Here is a 16,478-nt window from a genome sequence, read left to right as displayed (position 1 = left end):
ACGGGTGACTCGGACCGCATCACACCGCTGACCTGGGGGTCATCCGGCGCGGCGATGTTGTTTGGGACGAGATCGTTTCTCGACGTACATCCGTTCGTCAGCGGATTTCAACACCTCGTCGGCCGTCATCCCGCAGTGGGCCCACCCGATGCCGAAGCTGGCGCCCACCCGGACGGCCCGGCCCTCGGCCCGGATGGGCTGGATGATCTCGTTGCGCAGCCGCACGGCGAGGTCCTGTGCGTCGGCCCGGCCGAGCCCGTCGGCGAGGATGACGAACTCGTCACCGCCGAGCCGGGCGACCGTGTCCCCGTCCCGTACGCCGCCGGACAGCCGCCGGGCGACCTCGATCAGGACCGCGTCGCCCGCGTTGTGCCCGAACCGGTCATTGATCGACTTGAAGCCGTCGAGGTCGCAGAAGAGCACCGCGAGCCCCTTGGTGCCGTCGTCCCGGCCGCTCTCGGGGGCGACGGTGTGCACGTGGTGGTCGTAGGCGTCGTACGGCGCGGCGCCTGCCGGACCGGGCGGGAAGTCGAAGCGGTGGCCGCCGGAGTCGTAGACGGCGCTGCCGTAGGCGGCGTCCATGGCGTCCAGCCCGGCGGGGTGCGCGGACTGGGGGCGCTGGCACAGGCGGGCGGCGAGCCGGGCGCGCAGCTCGGCGGAGTTCGGCAGGCCGGTGAGGGAGTCGTGGGAGGCGCGGTGGGCGAGCTGGAGCTCGCGGCGCTTGCGTTCCTCGATGTCCTCGACGTGGGTGAGGAGGAAGCGGGGGCCGTCGGCGGCGTCGGCGACGACGCTGTTGCGGAGGCTGACCCAGACGTAGCTGCCGTCGCGTCGCCCGAGGCGCAGCTCGGCCCGGCCGCCCTCGGCGGAGGTGCGCAGCAAGGTGCCTATGTCCTCGGGGTGGACGAGGTCGGAGAAGGAATAGCGGCGCATCGCGGAGGCGGGGCGGCCGAGCAGCCGGCACAGGGCGTCGTTGGTGCGCAGGATGCGGCCGTGCTGGTCGCCGCCCATTTCGGCGATGGCCATGCCGGAGGGGGCGTACTCGAAGGCCTGCCGGAAGCTCTCCTCGCTGGCCCGCAGGGCCTGCTGCTCGCGCTCCAGGCGGACCAGGGCGCGCTGCATGTTGGAGCGGAGCCGGGCGTTGCTGATGGCGATGGCGGCCTGGAAGGCGTACATCTGGAGCGCCTCGCGGCCCCAGGCGCCGGGCCGCCGGCCGTTGCGCGGGCGGTCGACGGACAGGACGCCGATCAGCTCGCCGCTGTTGCCGCCGCCCTGCGGGCCGGGCGCGTACATCGGGGCGAAGAGGCGGTCGGCCGGGTGCCACTCGTCGTCGAAGCGGGGCGCGGGGCCGTCGGTGTACCACTGCGGGACGTCGTCGTCGTCGAGGATCCAGCCCTCGGTGTGGGGTATGAAGACCAGGTCGCCCCACTGCTCGCCCATGTTCAGCCGCCGCTCCCAGGACTCGCGGGAGCCCACCCGGCCGGTGATCAGGGCCTCGGCGGCCTGGTTGCCGGAGAACGCGGCGACGACGAGGTCGCCGTCGGGGCGGACGAGATTGACGCACGCCAGCTCGTACCCGAGGGCGTGGACGGCGCCGTCGGCGACGGTCTGAAGGGTGTCGGCGAGGCTGCGGGCCGTGTTCATGTCGGCCATGACCTGGTGCAGTTGCCGCAGGGACGCAAGGCGGACGTACGGCTCCGACTCGGTCTCCATGCTCGCCCTCCCCCCGAGACCTCGTTGCGAATCAGGGATGTCTTCGGCGCCTTGTCTTCGGTGGTGTCTCTCGGCTTCCCCGCCACTGAATCACAGCGCGCTGCCCACTCGGTACACAGGGTCAACAATTCCTGGCGCTTGTGACTCAAGTCACATCAAAAGGTGAACACTTGAGTCGAGTCTCTGCGTTTTTCCGGTCCGTCCACCGAACGCAGCGTGGCGGGTCCGCTCGTTCCCCGGTCCTAGGTCCCGGCTGGGACCGGGGCCCGATGCGGGGCGGCGGGAGCGGCGATTAGCGTGGCGGGGTGCCGAACACTCCCACCACCGCCTCGACCGCCACTCCGCCCGCCTCCCCGTTCCCGTCCCCGGCGGCCGGGCATGCTGAGGGGGTGAGCAACGACGAGTTCCGTGCCGCCATGTCCCGGCTGGCCTCGGGCGTGGTCCTGGTGACCGCGCAGGAGCCGCCGCTCGACCCGGACGACCCCGGCGCACCGCGCGGCGAGGACGTCGGCATGACGGCGACGGCGTTCGTCTCGGTCTCGCTGGACCCGCCGTTGGTGCTGGTCAGCCTGCGGGACGGGGCGCGCATGGACGATCTGCTCGCCGAGCAGCCGCTGTGGGCGGTGTCCGTCCTCACCGAGAGCCAGCGGCACATCGCGGGGCGCTTCGCCATGAAGGGCCGGGTCAGCGACCGGCTCCTGTTCGAGGACATCCCCTACGTGCGCGGCGAGGCGTCCGGGGCGGCGCTGGTGGGCGGGGCGCTGGCGACGCTGGAGTGCCGCACCGAGCAGCGGGTGCGGGCCGGCGACCACACCCTGGTGATCGGCCGGGTGCTCACCGCCCGGCTCCCCAGCGCGGACGGCCGGCCCCTGCTGTACTTCCGCGGCCGCTACCGCCAGCTCGGCTGAGCCGGCCGCCGTCCCGGTTCCCGTCCTGTCGTCTCGGTTTCAGCTCTGTCGTCTCAGTTCCAGTTCTTGGGGGAGCGGCCCCGCTTGGTCTCCGAGCGCTGCTTCTTCTCCCGCAGCCGGCGTTCGTTGATGCCGCGCGGGACGCGGGTGGGCTTGCGGGGCTTGGGCGGGGGCGCGGTCGCCTCGGCCAGCAGCGCGGCCAGGCGTACGGCGGCGGCCTCGCGGTTGCGCCACTGGGAGCGGTGCTCGGAGGCGCGGACGCTGACGACGCCGTCGGCCAGCCGCCCGGCCAGCCGCCGCAGCGCGCGCTGCTTCCACACCTCGGGCAGGGCCTCGGTGCGGGCCAGGTCGAAGCGCAGCTCCACCTGCGAGTCGGTGGTGTTGACGTGCTGCCCGCCGGGCCCGGACGACCGGGAGAAACGCCACATCAGCTCGGCCTCCGGGAGGGAGACGGAGCCGCGGATGACGTAGGGGCCGGACATGCCGTCCATGTTCCCGCCCGTGACCGGTCCACGTCACTCGAATAACCCGGGTAAAGAAAGTAAAGAGACCTGGAACCTTGCGGGCGTCCCGCGTCGTTCCTAGGGGTAGCTGTAGCTTTCTTCCGGTACAGCTACTGCCGTACGCACACGAGGGAAGGGACTCCCAACAATGGCTGTAAGCCTGTCCAAGGGTGGCAACGTCTCGCTCACCAAGGAGGCTCCGGGCCTGACGGCCGTCACCGTGGGCCTCGGCTGGGACGTCCGCACCACCACGGGGACGGACTTCGACCTCGACGCGTCGGCGATCGCGGTCAACGGGCAGGGCAGGGTCTACTCGGACGCCCACTTCGTCTTCTTCAACAACAAGCAGACCCCGGACAACACCATCGTCCACACCGGTGACAACCGCACCGGCGAGGGCGCGGGCGACGACGAGGCGATCAACGTCAACCTCGCCGCCCTCCCGGCCGACATCGAGAAGGTCGTCTTCCCGGTCTCCATCTACGACGCGGAGAACCGCTCGCAGAACTTCGGCCAGGTCCGCAACGCCTACATCCGCATCATCAACCAGGCCGGCGGCACCGAGATCGCCCGCTACGACCTGTCCGAGGACGCGGCGACGGAGACGGCCATGGTCTTCGGCGAGCTGTACCGCAACGGCGCGGAGTGGAAGTTCCGCGCCGTCGGCCAGGGCTACGCCTCGGGCCTGGTCGGCATCGCCCAGGACTTCGGCGTCAACGTCTGAGGCTCCCGCCGACACGACGAGCAGGCCCCCGCGCGACTGCGCCGGGGGCCTGCTCCGTCTGTGCTGCCGGACCCGCGCCCGCCGCCGGCGGCGGGCCTCACGGGCGGTCCGGTTTGCCCTCGCCGTAGAGCCAGGCGTCCCAGATCCCGGTGAAGTCCTCGTCCGGCGCGCTGCGTTCGACGTAGGCCGTGAAGTCGTCGGTGTCCGCGTTGCCGTGCCGGTGGGCGGACGCCCAGCCCTTCAGCAGGTCCTGGAAGGCGTCGTCGCCGACCTTCTGGCGGATCTTGTGCAGGACCATCGCACCGCGCTGGTAGACCGGTGCGGCGGAGATGTGCGCCGCGTCGGGCGGCTCGGCCGGCGGGAACGCCCAGATCGCCGCGTTCGCGTCCGCCCCGGCGAAGTAGCGGCCGGCGTACAGCGCGTCGAAGATCTCCTCGGCGCTGTCGCCGCCGTGGTCCTCCTGCCACAGCCACTCGGCGTACGTCGCGAAGCCCTCGTTGAGCCACATGTCCCGCCAGGTCTTCGGGGAGACGGAGTCGCCGTACCACTGGTGGGCCAGCTCGTGCACGAGCAGCACGATGTCGGGCGCGCCGGGGAAGACCGGCCGGGTCTGGGTCTCCAGGGCGTACCCGATGTCGTGGGGGCGGTCGACGATGGCGCCCGTGGAGGAGAACGGGTACGGGCCGAAGCGGTCCTCCGCCCAGGCGATGACGTCGGGGATCCTCTTCAGCACCGGACGGCTCGCCCGCTCCTGCCGGGGGTCGACGGCGGTGAGGACCGGAAGGCCGTCCGGGGTCCTGGAGCGGCTCACCTCCCACGTGCCGATCGCCACCGTGGCCAGATAACTGGCCATCGGTTCGGCGGTGCGCCAGGTGTACGTCGTCCGCCCGCCGGACGTGCGCTCACCGGTCAGCTCACCGTTGGAGATGGCCGCCAGGCCCTTGGGCACGGTCACCGTCAGGTCGTACGACGCCTTGTCGGAGGGGTGGTGATTGCCGGGGAACCACGCCATCGACCCCGTCGGCTGTCCGAGCGCGAGCGCTCCGTCGGCGGTGCGCAGCCAGCCCTCCTGGGAGCCGTCGGGGTCGGTGATCGTCTCGGGGGAGCCGGCGTAGCGGACGGTGACACGGAATCTCGCGCCCTTGTCGAGGTCGGCGGGCGGACGGACGGTCAGCTCCTGGCCGGTGTGGTTGAACCGGGCCTGCCGGTCGTCGACGGTGACCCGGGAGACGTGCAGGCCCTTGAGGTCCAGGTTGAACGCGGACAGATCCTCGGTGGCGCGGGCGGTGACGGTCGCCGTCCCGGAGAGGCGCTGGTCGCCGGGGTCGTAGGCCAGGTCGAGGTCGTAGTGGGTGACGTCGTAGCCGTCGTTGCCCGCCTTCGGGAAGTACGGGTCGCGCACGCCGGAGCCGCCGGGGGCGCCGTCGACGCCGCCGCACGCCACGAGGGTGACGGCGGCGGCGGTCACCAGGGCGAGCGAACGGGGGATGCGCACACCGTGATCCTATGGGCGGTTTCACGTGAAACGCCTGTTGGCCGGGGGCACGGGGCCGCCCCCGGCCGCGGGCACCGGTCCCCGCTAGTCGGCCAGCGCCTGCGCGCCCGCGCGGGCGAACTTCTCGTCCAGGGCGCCGGAGGGGGCGCCGGCAACGCCGATGCCGGCGATCGGCGCGTTCTGCGCGGTGACGGGCACGCCGCCGCCGAGGAAGAGGGTGCCCGGGATGTCCTTGAGGTTGGGGGCCTGCTCCAGCCGCTCGGCCAGCTCGGAGGTGGGCGCGTTCCAGGAGACGGCGGTGAAGGCCTTGCGCTCGGCGGACTCGTAGGACTGCGGTCCCGCGCCGTCGCCGCGCATCGTGAGGATCGTGTTGCCGTTGCGGTCGACGACGGCCACGGTGATCCGCTGGTTCTCCTTCTTCGCCGCCTTGAGTACCGCCTGCGCCGCCTCGGTGGCGGCCTCGATGGTCAGGTGGGTGGAGGTGGTGGTGTCGCCGCGGTCGACGGAGGCCGTGCGGGCGGCGGCCGGAGCAGCCTCCGGGGCGGCGTTCGCGGCCACCGTGCCGAAGGTCCCGGCGGCGACGGCGGCCAGGACGGCGCCGCCGGTGGCGATCCGGGCGCGCCGGGAGAGGGTCCTGCGGTTCTTCTTCATGCTCGTCTGCTCCTTGGAGTCGGCCGGGCGGCCACTGCGGTCCGGCTGCCCGTCTGCACTCCACCCTCGCCCCGCGCACCGCGCCCGCCGGTCGGTGTTCCGGCTGCTCACCGGGCGCGCATCGGGCGACGGCGGGGTCATCCGATCGGCTGACCCGCGCCGGCCCGCCCGGCGGTGACAATGAGGGTGTTTGCCCGGTGACGGGGTTTGCCCAGTGATGGGGTTTGCCAGTGATGGGGCTTGGCCAGTTCGGCTCGGTGGCCGAGCCGGTGGCGCGGTTCCGTGAAGGACGCGCCGACCGGGACCCGCAAGAGGAGGTGCGCCCGATGCCGAAGCCGGACGACCCGGACGCCCGCTGGCTCGGTGCCGTGATGCACGTGGCGTTCTTCCTGCTGCTCGGCGGCGCCCTGGCCCGCTTCCTCATCCGGCACCCGGGCGATCCGGTCACCCCGTGGATCATCGCCCTGTCCGTCGTCCTGGCGCTGCTGCACCTGCTCGGGCCCGTGCTCGCCGGGGACGCGGCGCCCGCCTGGCGGCACCCGGCCTGGCTCGGCGCGGTCGTCGTGGCGTGGATGGTGCTCGTCGTCCTCGCACCCAGCTTCTCCTGGTGCGCGGTCCCGCTCTTCTACACCGGCCTGCGCACCCTGCCGACGCGCGCGGCACTCGCCCTGGTGGCCGTGCTGACGGTGTTCGTGGTCGCGGCTCAGTGGCGGCTCACCGAGGGCTTCGACCCCAATCTGCTGCTCGCGACGCCCGCCGTCGCCGCCGTCGCCGCCGCCGTGTTCCTGCGGGCCGAGCGGCAGACCGCCCGGCAGCGCGCCCTGATCGACGACCTGCTGCGCACCCGCCGCGAACTCGCCGCCTCCGAGCGCCGGGAAGGCACGCTCGCCGAACGCCAGCGGCTGTCCATGGAGATCCACGACACCCTCGCCCAGGGGCTGTCCAGCCAGCGGATGCTGCTCCAGGCCGCGGAGCGGGTGTGGTCGGCCGACCCGGACAAGGCGCGCGGCCATGTGCGGGCCGCCGCGTCCGTCGCCGAGCACAATCTCGCCGAGGCCCGGCGCTTCGTGCACGACCTCACCCCCGCCGACCTGGCCCGCGGCGGCGGCCTCGCGGCGGCGCTGCACACCCTGGCCGAGCGGGAGTCCGGCCCGCGGCTCACCGTACGGGTCCAGGTGGACGACGGCGGGCGCTCGCCCCTGCTGCCCGACCGGGTCCAGTCGGCGCTGCTGCGGATCGCGCAGGGAGCCCTGGCCAACGTCCGCGAGCACGCCGAGGCGGCCTCCGCCGCGGTCACCCTCACCGTCCTCGACGACCAGGTCCTGCTGGACGTCACCGACGACGGCCACGGCTTCGACCCCGCCGCCCTCCCCGCCTCCCCGGCGGGCGTGCGCGGGCACGGGCTGCCCGCCATGCGGGCCCGGCTGCGGCAGCTCGGCGGCACCCTGACCGTGGAGTCCGCGCCCGGCGAGGGCACCGTCCTGTCCGCCGCCGTCCCCCTGGAGAGCCCCCGATGACCGACGCGGCCACCCCCTCCTCCGTACGCATCCTGGTCTGCGACGACCACGTCGTCGTGCGCGCCGGGCTGCTCGCCCTGCTCGACAGCGCCCCCGGTATCGAGGTGGTGGGCGAGGCGGGCACCGGGGAGGAGGCGCTCGCCCTGGCCGCCAGGCTGACGCCGGACGTGGTGCTGATGGACCTCCAGCTCGGTGCGGGCATCGACGGCGTGGAGACCACCCGCCGCCTCACGGCGGCCGGCCCCGGCGGGCCGCCGTACGTCCTGGTCCTGACCACCTACGACACCGACGCCGACATCACCCGCGCCATCGAGGCGGGCGCCACCGGCTATCTGCTGAAGGCCGAGCGCCCCGACGAGCTGTTCGCCGCCATCCACGCCGCCGCCCAGGGCCGTACGGTGCTCTCGCCGCCGGTCGCCAGCCGGGTCATGTCCCAGATGCGCAGCCCGCGGCCCCATCTCACCGACCGCGAACGCGACATCCTCGCCCAGCTCGCGCGCGGCCTGGGCAACCGGGAGATCGCCCGCGCCCTGTTCATCAGCGAGGCCACGGTCAAGACCCATCTGCGGCGGATCTACGACAAGCTGGGCGTCGACACCCGGGCGGGCGCGGTCGCGGTGGCGAAGGAACAGCGCCTGCTGCCCTGACGCCACCCGGCGGGGGCCGGGCTGCCCCGACACCGGCCGTGGCCGGGGACCGTCCCCGGCATGACACCATCACCCCCGTGCTCGACATCGGCTACGCCCTCTCCGCCCGTTTCCCGGACCCTCCGCAGACCGACTACCGCGGCGCCGACGTGCGCGCCCTGCGGCACGACCTGTTCTGCGGGGACGTGTACCTCGCCGACACCGAGACCGACCGGGAACTGTCCACAGCCTGGGGATGGGTGCCGGTGCTCGACTTCGCCTGGGCGTTGTGCGACATCGCCGAGCGCCTCGACCGGGACCCGGCCGGCTCCCGCGCCTCCCGGCCCCAGCGGGCCGAACTGGACTTCACCGAGTCCACCGACCGGCTGCTGTTCGAGCGCCGCTTCGGCTGGGTCGACGTCGAGGCCGAGTGGCTGCCGGCGTCCGAGCCCCCCTTGTCCTTCTCCCACGCCGAACTGCGCCGGGAGGCCCGCGACTTCCTGCACGACCTGATCGCCGACCTCACCGACATGCACGAGGACCTGGCGGACAACCCGGCGATCTGGACCCTCCAGTCCCGCTTTCCCCGGGTGCCGTGAGCCGCGTCCGGTAGCGGAGGCGCTAGGAGCCCGTGTCCTCGGGCAGCACCCGCACGCCCAGCTCCGCCGCCCACACCGGCGCCAGGTCCAGCAGCTGCGCCGGGCTGATCACCGCGCCCGCCAGCCGCTCCGCGCCCCGGGCGATCTCCAGCGGGGCGGCGCCCCGCAGATCGGCGTCCACGAAGGTGACCGCGCTGAAGTCCGCCCCCTTCAGCGCGCAGTCCACGAACTCCACCCGCTCCAGCCGGGCCCCGCCGAAGTCCGGCTCGACCAGGACGCAGCCCTCGAAGACGACGTCCTTGAGGCGGGCCGAGCGCAGGTTCAAGAAGTCGATCTTGCCGCCGCGCACCCGCACCCGCTCCAGCACCGCACCGTGCAGCTGCGTCCCGCCGAGCCGGGCGTCGACCAGCTCCACATCGCGCAGGGTGGCCTCGGCCAGCCCGGTGCCCACCCCGCGGACCCCGGTCAGCACCGAGTCGAGCAGCCGGGCACGGGTCAGCACCGTCCCGTCCAGCACGCACCCCCGTAGCGCGCAGTCCAGGAAACGGGCACCCGCCCCGCCCTGCCCGGTGAGGTCGGCGTCCGCGAACTCGAGGCCGTCGTAGTCCCCGTCCGGCTCCAGCCCGCCGCCGTACGCCTCCAGCGGCGGAAGCCGCAGCTCCGGACGGCGGGCCGCCCGCACCGCCGCCCGCCCGCTGCCGCCCGCACGCCCGGCGCGGCCCGCACGCCCGGCGCCACCACCACCGCCCGCGCCCCCGCTGCCGCCCGCACCCCTCACGCCGCCACCGCCGCCGCCGTCCGCCGCTCTCTTTTCGCCACGCCCCCATGCTGCACCCCGCCACTGACAACCCGTCCGACCAGCACGGACGCTCCGCCCGCCGTCCCGATGTCACATCTCCAAGCCCCGCGGACGTCGTACCGGCACGAGCGCAGTAGGACGAACAAGGGAGATTCCCCGATGCACCGGATCACCGTCATCGGCGGCGGCTTCGCCGGACTCACCGCGGCCATCACCGCCGCCGAGGCCGGCGCCAAAGTCACCCTGCACGAGGCCCACCACACCCTCGGCGGACGGGCCCGGACCGCCGACGGCCCGTACCGCACGAACGAGGGCCCGCACGCCCTCTACAACGGCGGCCCGCACTGGTCCTGGCTCCGGCGGCGCGACCTCGTCGGGCCGCTCGCCCCCATCCCCCCGCTGGAGGCGGCCCGGCTGCGGCTGCGGCACCGCGGCGTCCTGCGCCGCACCCCGCCGTTCGCCATGCTCAAGCTGCTGCGGCCCGGCGTCCGCCGGGCACCCGTCGACGTCGACTTCCGCACCTGGGCGACCGGCGTCGCCGGTGAGGAGGGCGCCCGCGCCGCCGCCCACTACACGGCCGTGGCGCTGTTCCACCACGACCCCGGCTCCCTCTCGGCGGCCTTCGTCCAGGAGCGGCTGCGCCGCACCGCCAAGCTGCCGCCCGAGGCGCACTATCCGCGCGGCGGCTGGGGGTCCGTCATCGACCGCATGGCCGCCCACGCCTGGAACCTCGGTGTCCGGATGGAGACCCTGTCCCGCGTCGACGCCCTCCCCACCGACACGCCGGTCGTCGTCGCCACCTCCCTCGACGCCGCCCGCCGGCTGCTGGGCGACGCCTCCCTGGTCTGGCCCAGCGGGCGCACCGCCCTGATCGACCTGGCGGTGCGGACCCGGCGCGGTGACGCCTTCGCCGTCTCCGACCTGGACGCGCCGGGCTGGATCGAGCGGTTCACCGCACAGGACCGGTCGCTGGCGCCCGCCGGCGAGCAGCTGGTCCAGGGGCAGATCCCCCTCGCCCCCGACGAGCCGAAGGCGGCCGGCGTCGCCCGCGCCGAGCAGCTCCTCGACCTCGGCTTCCCGGGCTGGCGCGAACGCGTCACCTGGCGGCGCGAGGCCGTGGCGAGCGGCCGTACCGGCGCCGTCGACCCGCCCGGCACCACCTGGCGCGACCGGCCCGCCGTCGACCGCGGCGACGGCGTGTATCTGGCGGGCGACCAGGTCGCGGCCCCGGGCGTGCTGTCGGAGGTGTCGTTCACCAGCGCGCTGACCGCCGTGTCCCTGGCCCTCGGCCGACGGGAACTTGACCTCAAGCAAGCTTGAGGTCGTTGAGTGGCGGCAGACACCGAGAAGCACAGGGGGCTTCCATGCACGCCATCCGTCTGCACGCCTTCGGCCCGGCCGAGAACCTCGTCCACGAGCGGGTCGAGGACCCGGTGCCGGGCCCCGGCCAGGTCCGCGTCGCCGTCCGGGCGGCCGGGGTCCACCTCCTCGACACCGCCCTGCGCGAGGGCATGCGGGGCCCCGCCCCCGAACCGCCCGTCCTGCCCACCGTCCCCGGCCGCGAGGTGGCCGGCGTGGTGGACGCCCTCGGCGAGGGCACGGACGACGGCTGGCTCGGCAAGCGCGTCGTCGCCCACCTCGGCTTCGCGCCCGGAGGCTACGCCGAGCTGGCCGTCACCGACGCGGGCCGGCTGCACGAGATCCCCGGCGGCCTGGACTTCGCCGCGGCCGTCGCCATGATCGGCACGGGCCGTACGGCGATGGGGATCGTGCAGTTCGCCGACCTCGGCCCCGACGCGGTCGCCGTGATACCGGCGGCGGCCGGCGGCCTCGGCACGCTGCTCGTGCAGTACGCGAAGAACGCCGGCGCCACGGTGATCGGCCTCGCCGGCGGCCCGGAGAAGGTGGCCCGCGTCGAGGCCAACGGCGCCGACCTCGCCGTCGACTACAAGGCGGCCGACTGGCCCGGCAAGGTCCGCGCCCACCTGGGCGGACGTTCCGCCACCCTCGTCCTCGACGGCGTCGGCGGCACCGTCGCCCGCGAGGCGGTGGCCCTCCTCGGTCCCGGCGGCCGGCACCTGGTCTTCGGCTGGTCCGGCGAGGGCCTGCGCGACGGCGGGCCCTACCTCGTCGACGGCGTCTCCGAGCAGGTTCTCGGCCCGGTGATGCTGGAGAGGGCCGGCGGGCCCGACCCGATGCGCACCCTCGAACTGCGCGCGCTCACCGAGGCCGCCGAGGGCCGCCTCACCCCCGCCGTCCAGCGCTTCCCGCTCGCCGAGGCCGCCGCCGCGCACCGGGCCCTCGAGACCCGCGGCACGACCGGCAAGGTGGTCCTGGAACCCTGACCCGAGACCCTGCCCGCGCTGTGCTGGGCCCCGGGACGGGCCTGGGCACCGACACCCCGACGCAGCCGCAGCCCATTGGCCGCAGGCCGCAGGCCGCAGGCCGCAGGCCGCAGGCCGCAGGCCGCAGGCCGCAGGCCGCAGGCCGCAGGCCGCAGGCCGCAGGCCGCAGGCCGCACCGCACAACCCGCCACCCCAGCACAGCCGCACCCGAGACAGACCGCGAGCCGCACCCGACACAGAACCGCAAGCCGCAGGCACCCCCCGCACACCCCGACCCACCCCGAGCCGCCCCGCACCCGCCCGTGCCCACCCGCTCGCGCCACCGGGGCCGGCGCGCCCGTCAGCCCCGCCCCGCCACCCGGTCCGCCACCCGGGCCAGCCGCGACGACCCGGCGCTGTGCGTCACCGTCTCCCGGCGGTCCGCCGCCCGGTACGCGGCGTACATCCCCTGCACCCCCAGCCAGCGCAGCGGCTCCGGCTCCCAGCGCCGCACCCGGTGCCCCACCCACGGCAGCTCCGTCAGCTCCGTGCGCCCCGCCTGCCCCGAGGCCTGCTGCACCAGGTCGCACAGCGTCCGCGCCGCCAGATTCGCCGTCGCCACCCCGGAACCGACGTATCCGCCGGCCCAGCCCAGCCCCGTCGACCGGTCCAGGGTGACCGTCGCGCACCAGTCCCGCGGCACTCCCAGCACCCCCGACCAGGCGTGCTCGATCCGCACCCCCGCCAGCGACGGGAAGAAGCCCACCAGGATCTCCCGCAGCGCCTCCACCGTCGCCGCCTGCGTACCGCCGTCGTTGTCCGTCCGCGACCCGAAGCGGTACGGCACCCCGCGCCCGCCCAGCGCGATCCGGCCGTCCGCCGTGCGCTGCGCGTACATGTACGCGTGCGCCATGTCGCCCAGCGTCTGGCGCCCCTCCCAGCCGATGGCGGCCCACTGCTCCCCGGACAGCGGCTCGGTCGCGATCATCGAGGAGTTCATCGGCAGCCACGTCCGCCGCTGCCCCTTCAGCGCCGCCGTGAACCCCTCCGTGCAGCGCAGCACGTACGGCGCCCGCACCGTCCCGTACGGCGTCACCGCCCGCCCCTGCCGGATCTCCGTCACCGGCGTGGACTCGTGGATCGTCACCCCGAGCGCCTCGGCCGCCGCGGCCAGCCCCTTCACCAGCTTCACCGGATGCACCCGCGCCCCGTGCGGCGTCCACGACGAGCCCACCGCGCCCGCCACCCTGATCCGCTCGGCCGTCTCCCGGGCGCCGTACAGCTCCCGGTCCTCCTCCCCGAACGCCAGCTCCGTCTCGTGGAACGCCCGCAGCCGCGCCAACTGCGCGGGCGTACGCGCCACTTCCAGCACCCCGCCCTTGTGCACACCGGCGTCGAACCCCTCGGCCTCGACGACCCGGATCACCTCGTCCACGGTGGCGTTCATCGCCCGCTGCAACCGCACCGCCGCCTCACGGCCGTGCAGCTTGGCGTACCGGTCCCGCCCCGCGATCCCGTTGTACAGCCAGCCCCCGTTGCGCCCCGAGGCCCCGTACCCGCAGAACTTCTGCTCCAGCACCGTCACCCGCAGGAACGGCGCCGCCTTCTTCAGGTAGTACGCCGTCCACAGGCCGGTGTACCCGCCCCCGACGATCACCACGTCCGCCGACGCGTCCCCGCCGAGCGGCTCCCGCACCGCCGGAAGACCGTCGTCCACGTACCAGAACGAAATGCCACCGTTCACGACACCGCTGGTCGAGCTGCTCATGACCGGGACGTTAACCCGCGCCGGCACCGCCTGTCTGCTACGGAATCCGTGGACTTCCGCCCCCGCCCGGCACCGGACATCCGCCTGCGCCGACCCCCGCCGCCCGGCGCCGGATATCCGCATGCGCCGACCCCGCCGCCCCCGTACCGTCACACCACGTGATCGACATCCCGGACGCCCTCGCCGCCGCCCAGGCGAAGTACAACGGAGACGCCGGCCGCGCCTTCATCGCCGCCCTGCCCGCCCTCGCGGCCGAGCACCTCGACCGCTGGGACCTCCGCCTCGACGGGCCCGCCATGCACGGCTGGGCGGCGCTCGTCCTGCCCGTGGTCCGCCGCTGCGACGGCACCCCCGCCGCTCTCAAACTCCAGATCCTGGACGAGGAGACCGAGGCCGAACCGACCGCCCTGCGCATCTGGGACGGCGACGGCGCCGTACGCCTCCTCGACCACGACCCGCCGACCGGCACGATGCTCCTCGAACGCCTCGACCCGACCCGCATGCTCAGCCACGTCGAGGACTCCCGCGAGGCCGTCTCGGTCATCGCCCGCCTGCTCGCGCACCTCACCGCCACCCCCGCCCCGCCCGGCATGCGCCGCCTCGGCGACATCGCCCACGCCATGCTCGACCGGACCCCCCGGGCGCTGCCCCGCATCCCCGACCCGGCCCACCGCGCCCTGATCGCCGACTGCGCCGCCGCGCTGCGCGAGGTCGTGGACGAACCCGGCGACCGCCTCCTGCACTGGGACCTCCACTACGAGAACGTCCTGGCCTCCGACCGCGCCCCCTGGCTCGCCATCGACCCCAAACCCCTCGCCGGCGACCCGGGCTTCGACCTCCTGCCCGCCATCGACAACCGCTACGACCCCGCCGAGGTCCACTGGCGCTTCGACGCCCTGACGGACGCCCTGGCCCTGGACCGCGACCGCGCCCGGGCCTGGACCCTCGCCCGCGTCCTCCAGAACACCCTGTGGAACGTGGAGGACGGCGACCCCCTGGAGCCGGAACAACTCCAGATCGCCCGCCTGCTGAGATGACCCCGACCACACAAACGGCCCCCGCCTGCAACAGGCGGGGGCCGTCACCGTGCCGAAGAGCCCCCTGTCGGATTCGAACCGACGACCTTCGCTTTACAAGAGCGGCGCTCTAACCAGCTGAGCTAAGGAGGCACCGCGCACGCGCACGCGCGGAGGCTGCTCCACTGTACACAGAGCCCTTTCCCCGGGCCACGGCGTTGTGCGCGCCGTGGGCGGGGCCGAGAGTTCCGGCGAAGTTCACAGCCCCACGGGTACTGACAGAACAGGTGAACGCCAGGTACCGTCCTGAGCCAGTTCACGCGTGTGGACTACACCACAACGGAATGACCCGTCGTGGCTCCGCCTTCCTACAACGGATCGTCCGGCACGTTCCTGCCGGTAGAAGGGGGCCCATTCACCATGGCCACAGTTACGTTCGACAAGGCGACCCGGATCTACCCGGGTTCCGACAAGCCCGCCGTCGACGCACTCGACATCGCGATCGAGGACGGGGAGTTCCTCGTCCTGGTCGGCCCGTCCGGCTGCGGCAAGTCCACCTCGCTCCGGATGCTCGCGGGGCTCGAGGACGTGAACGCCGGCGCCATCCGCATCGGTGAGCGCGACGTCACGCACCTGCCGCCGAAGGACCGGGACATCGCCATGGTGTTCCAGAACTACGCCCTCTACCCGCACATGACCGTCGCCGACAACATGGGCTTCGCCCTGAAGATCGCGGGCGTCAACAAGGCGGAGATCCGGCAGAAGGTCGAGGAGGCCGCGAAGATCCTCGACCTCACCGAATACCTGGACCGCAAGCCGAAGGCGCTCTCCGGCGGTCAGCGCCAGCGTGTGGCGATGGGCCGCGCGATCGTGCGTGAGCCGCAGGTGTTCCTCATGGACGAGCCGCTGTCCAACCTGGACGCCAAGCTCCGCGTCTCCACGCGTACGCAGATCGCCTCGCTCCAGCGCCGCCTGGGCATCACCACCGTCTACGTCACCCACGACCAGGTCGAGGCCATGACGATGGGCGACCGGGTCGCGGTGCTCAAGGACGGTCTGCTCCAGCAGGTCGACAGCCCGCGGAACATGTACGACAAGCCCGCCAACCTCTTCGTCGCCGGCTTCATCGGCTCCCCCGCGATGAACCTCATCGAGGTGCCGATCACCGACGGCGGCGTGAAGTTCGGCAACAGCGTGGTGCCGGTCAGCCGCGAGGCGCTGACGGCCGCCGCCGACAAGGGCGACCGCACGGTCACCGTCGGTGTCCGCCCGGAGCACTTCGACGTGGTGGAGCTGAACGGCGGGTCCTCCGCGTCCCTGTCGAAGGACGCCGACGACGCCCCGGCGGGCCTGGCGGTCGCGGTGAACGTCGTGGAGGAGACCGGCGCCGACGGCTACATCTACGGCACGGTCGACGTCGGCGGCGAGACGAAGGACCTGGTCGTCCGGGTCAGCAGCCGTGCGGTGCCGGAGAAGGGCGCGACCGTGCACGTCGTGCCGCGGCCGGGCGAGACCCACGTGTTCTCGACGTCGACGGGCGAGCGCCTCTCCGACTGATCCCCGGCCGACGGTCCGGCCGCTCCTCGGCGGTCGTTCCCCGGGCGGACGTCCCCCGACGGACGTTCCCCCGAGGGGGAATTCCCCCCGGGGGACCCCCAACGGACCGTCCGTCGACCGGGATTCACCCGTGCTGACGAAAAAGGGCCCCGCGGCTTGCTGCGGGGCCCTTCCCGTTGTCGACAAATACCCCGGCACATCGGACGTTTCGAGCGGTGTGCGTCAACCTGTCACCCGACCCGAAGCCCTTTTTCGTCCCTCGAAACGGTGACCAAATGTCG

The 16,478-nt window shown here is 73.7% G+C and carries 15 protein-coding genes and 1 tRNA gene; 9 read left to right on the top strand and 7 right to left on the bottom strand.

The window, feature by feature from the left end; all coding sequences use genetic code 11:
- Positions 1 to 39 precede the first annotated feature (39 nt).
- Complete coding sequence (gene cdgB / locus ACZ45Q_RS15910) at positions 40 to 1,710, bottom strand: diguanylate cyclase CdgB (RefSeq protein WP_468260706.1); 1,671 nt, start codon at positions 1,708 to 1,710, stop codon at positions 40 to 42.
- Positions 1,711 to 2,015: 305 nt separating this feature from the next.
- Here cdgB and ACZ45Q_RS15905 point away from each other — a divergent pair, with 305 nt between their 5' ends.
- Entirely contained in the window at positions 2,016 to 2,618 is a 603-nt protein-coding gene (locus ACZ45Q_RS15905) for a flavin reductase family protein (RefSeq protein WP_468260703.1), read from the top strand.
- A gap of 53 nt (positions 2,619 to 2,671) precedes the next feature.
- On the opposite strand, the gene arfB is transcribed toward ACZ45Q_RS15905, so the two are convergent.
- Complete coding sequence (arfB, locus tag ACZ45Q_RS15900) at positions 2,672 to 3,109, bottom strand: alternative ribosome rescue aminoacyl-tRNA hydrolase ArfB (RefSeq protein ID WP_468260700.1); 438 nt, start codon at positions 3,107 to 3,109, stop codon at positions 2,672 to 2,674.
- A 160-nt stretch (positions 3,110 to 3,269) separates the two neighbouring features.
- Here arfB and ACZ45Q_RS15895 point away from each other — a divergent pair, with 160 nt between their 5' ends.
- Positions 3,270 to 3,845 (top strand): TerD family protein, encoded by a 576-nt coding sequence (locus ACZ45Q_RS15895; RefSeq protein WP_468260697.1) that lies wholly within the window; start codon positions 3,270 to 3,272, stop codon positions 3,843 to 3,845.
- A 97-nt stretch (positions 3,846 to 3,942) separates the two neighbouring features.
- Here the strand turns inward: ACZ45Q_RS15895 and ACZ45Q_RS15890 are convergent, their stop codons facing one another.
- Positions 3,943 to 5,340 (bottom strand): M1 family metallopeptidase, encoded by a 1,398-nt coding sequence (locus tag ACZ45Q_RS15890; protein WP_468260694.1) that lies wholly within the window; start codon positions 5,338 to 5,340, stop codon positions 3,943 to 3,945.
- Positions 5,341 to 5,424: 84 nt separating this feature from the next.
- Positions 5,425 to 5,991, bottom strand: coding sequence for a GlcG/HbpS family heme-binding protein (locus tag ACZ45Q_RS15885; RefSeq protein ID WP_468260691.1), 567 nt, complete (start codon positions 5,989 to 5,991; stop codon positions 5,425 to 5,427).
- Positions 5,992 to 6,317: 326 nt separating this feature from the next.
- Here ACZ45Q_RS15885 and ACZ45Q_RS15880 point away from each other — a divergent pair, with 326 nt between their 5' ends.
- The 3 genes from ACZ45Q_RS15880 (at position 6,318) to ACZ45Q_RS15870 (ending at position 8,733) form a co-directional block, all read left to right on the top strand.
- The gene (locus ACZ45Q_RS15880) at positions 6,318 to 7,508 is read left to right on the top strand and encodes a sensor histidine kinase (protein WP_468260688.1); all 1,191 of its coding nucleotides are present in this window, start codon (positions 6,318 to 6,320) and stop codon (positions 7,506 to 7,508) included.
- Complete coding sequence (locus ACZ45Q_RS15875) at positions 7,505 to 8,155, top strand: response regulator (RefSeq protein ID WP_468260686.1); 651 nt, start codon at positions 7,505 to 7,507, stop codon at positions 8,153 to 8,155. The genes ACZ45Q_RS15880 and ACZ45Q_RS15875 overlap by 4 nt, the downstream gene beginning before the upstream one ends.
- 77 nt (positions 8,156 to 8,232) lie before the next feature.
- Positions 8,233 to 8,733, top strand: a complete 501-nt coding sequence (locus ACZ45Q_RS15870) for a hypothetical protein (protein WP_468260683.1) — start codon at positions 8,233 to 8,235, stop codon at positions 8,731 to 8,733.
- Positions 8,734 to 8,755: 22 nt separating this feature from the next.
- Here the strand turns inward: ACZ45Q_RS15870 and ACZ45Q_RS15865 are convergent, their stop codons facing one another.
- The gene (locus tag ACZ45Q_RS15865; RefSeq protein ID WP_468260680.1) at positions 8,756 to 9,511 is read right to left on the bottom strand and encodes a pentapeptide repeat-containing protein; all 756 of its coding nucleotides are present in this window, start codon (positions 9,509 to 9,511) and stop codon (positions 8,756 to 8,758) included.
- 180 nt (positions 9,512 to 9,691) lie between these two features.
- Here ACZ45Q_RS15865 and ACZ45Q_RS15860 point away from each other — a divergent pair, with 180 nt between their 5' ends.
- Both ACZ45Q_RS15860 and ACZ45Q_RS15855 read left to right on the top strand, forming a co-directional pair.
- Positions 9,692 to 10,852, top strand: coding sequence for an NAD(P)-binding protein (locus ACZ45Q_RS15860; RefSeq protein ID WP_468260677.1), 1,161 nt, complete (start codon positions 9,692 to 9,694; stop codon positions 10,850 to 10,852).
- 44 nt (positions 10,853 to 10,896) lie between these two features.
- Positions 10,897 to 11,877, top strand: a complete 981-nt coding sequence (locus tag ACZ45Q_RS15855; RefSeq protein ID WP_468260673.1) for a zinc-binding dehydrogenase — start codon at positions 10,897 to 10,899, stop codon at positions 11,875 to 11,877.
- Positions 11,878 to 12,217: 340 nt separating this feature from the next.
- Here the strand turns inward: ACZ45Q_RS15855 and ACZ45Q_RS15850 are convergent, their stop codons facing one another.
- The gene (locus tag ACZ45Q_RS15850; RefSeq protein WP_468260671.1) at positions 12,218 to 13,624 is read right to left on the bottom strand and encodes an NAD(P)/FAD-dependent oxidoreductase; all 1,407 of its coding nucleotides are present in this window, start codon (positions 13,622 to 13,624) and stop codon (positions 12,218 to 12,220) included.
- A gap of 158 nt (positions 13,625 to 13,782) precedes the next feature.
- Here ACZ45Q_RS15850 and ACZ45Q_RS15845 point away from each other — a divergent pair, with 158 nt between their 5' ends.
- Positions 13,783 to 14,661, top strand: coding sequence for an aminoglycoside phosphotransferase family protein (locus ACZ45Q_RS15845; RefSeq protein ID WP_468260669.1), 879 nt, complete (start codon positions 13,783 to 13,785; stop codon positions 14,659 to 14,661).
- A 58-nt stretch (positions 14,662 to 14,719) separates the two neighbouring features.
- On the opposite strand, the gene ACZ45Q_RS15840 is transcribed toward ACZ45Q_RS15845, so the two are convergent.
- Positions 14,720 to 14,793: transfer RNA gene (locus tag ACZ45Q_RS15840), tRNA-Thr, on the bottom strand.
- A 267-nt stretch (positions 14,794 to 15,060) separates the two neighbouring features.
- On the opposite strand from ACZ45Q_RS15840, the gene ACZ45Q_RS15835 reads away from it, so the two are divergent.
- A complete protein-coding gene (locus ACZ45Q_RS15835) occupies positions 15,061 to 16,197 on the top strand; it encodes an ABC transporter ATP-binding protein (protein ID WP_468260667.1) in 1,137 nt (378 codons plus the stop codon).
- Positions 16,198 to 16,478: the final 281 nt, after the last annotated feature.

It is taken from the genome of Streptomyces sp. NPDC031049 (genome assembly GCF_055571015.1).
This window is presented reverse-complemented; position numbering and strand designations above follow the sequence as displayed.

Excerpts from the sequence above, each read along its gene's own strand:
- cdgB (WP_468260706.1), bottom strand. The coding sequence starts at position 1,710 with ATGGAGACCGAGTCGGAGCCGTACGTCCGCCTTGCGTCCCTGCGGCAA.
- arfB (WP_468260700.1), bottom strand. The coding sequence starts at position 3,109 with ATGGACGGCATGTCCGGCCCCTACGTCATCCGCGGCTCCGTCTCCCTC.
- ACZ45Q_RS15895 (WP_468260697.1), top strand. The coding sequence starts at position 3,270 with ATGGCTGTAAGCCTGTCCAAGGGTGGCAACGTCTCGCTCACCAAGGAG.
- ACZ45Q_RS15885 (WP_468260691.1), bottom strand. The coding sequence starts at position 5,991 with ATGAAGAAGAACCGCAGGACCCTCTCCCGGCGCGCCCGGATCGCCACC.
- ACZ45Q_RS15880 (WP_468260688.1), top strand. The coding sequence starts at position 6,318 with ATGCCGAAGCCGGACGACCCGGACGCCCGCTGGCTCGGTGCCGTGATG.
- ACZ45Q_RS15875 (WP_468260686.1), top strand. The coding sequence starts at position 7,505 with ATGACCGACGCGGCCACCCCCTCCTCCGTACGCATCCTGGTCTGCGAC.
- ACZ45Q_RS15860 (WP_468260677.1), top strand. The coding sequence starts at position 9,692 with ATGCACCGGATCACCGTCATCGGCGGCGGCTTCGCCGGACTCACCGCG.
- ACZ45Q_RS15855 (WP_468260673.1), top strand. The coding sequence starts at position 10,897 with ATGCACGCCATCCGTCTGCACGCCTTCGGCCCGGCCGAGAACCTCGTC.
- ACZ45Q_RS15850 (WP_468260671.1), bottom strand. The coding sequence starts at position 13,624 with ATGAGCAGCTCGACCAGCGGTGTCGTGAACGGTGGCATTTCGTTCTGG.
- ACZ45Q_RS15835 (WP_468260667.1), top strand. The coding sequence starts at position 15,061 with ATGGCCACAGTTACGTTCGACAAGGCGACCCGGATCTACCCGGGTTCC.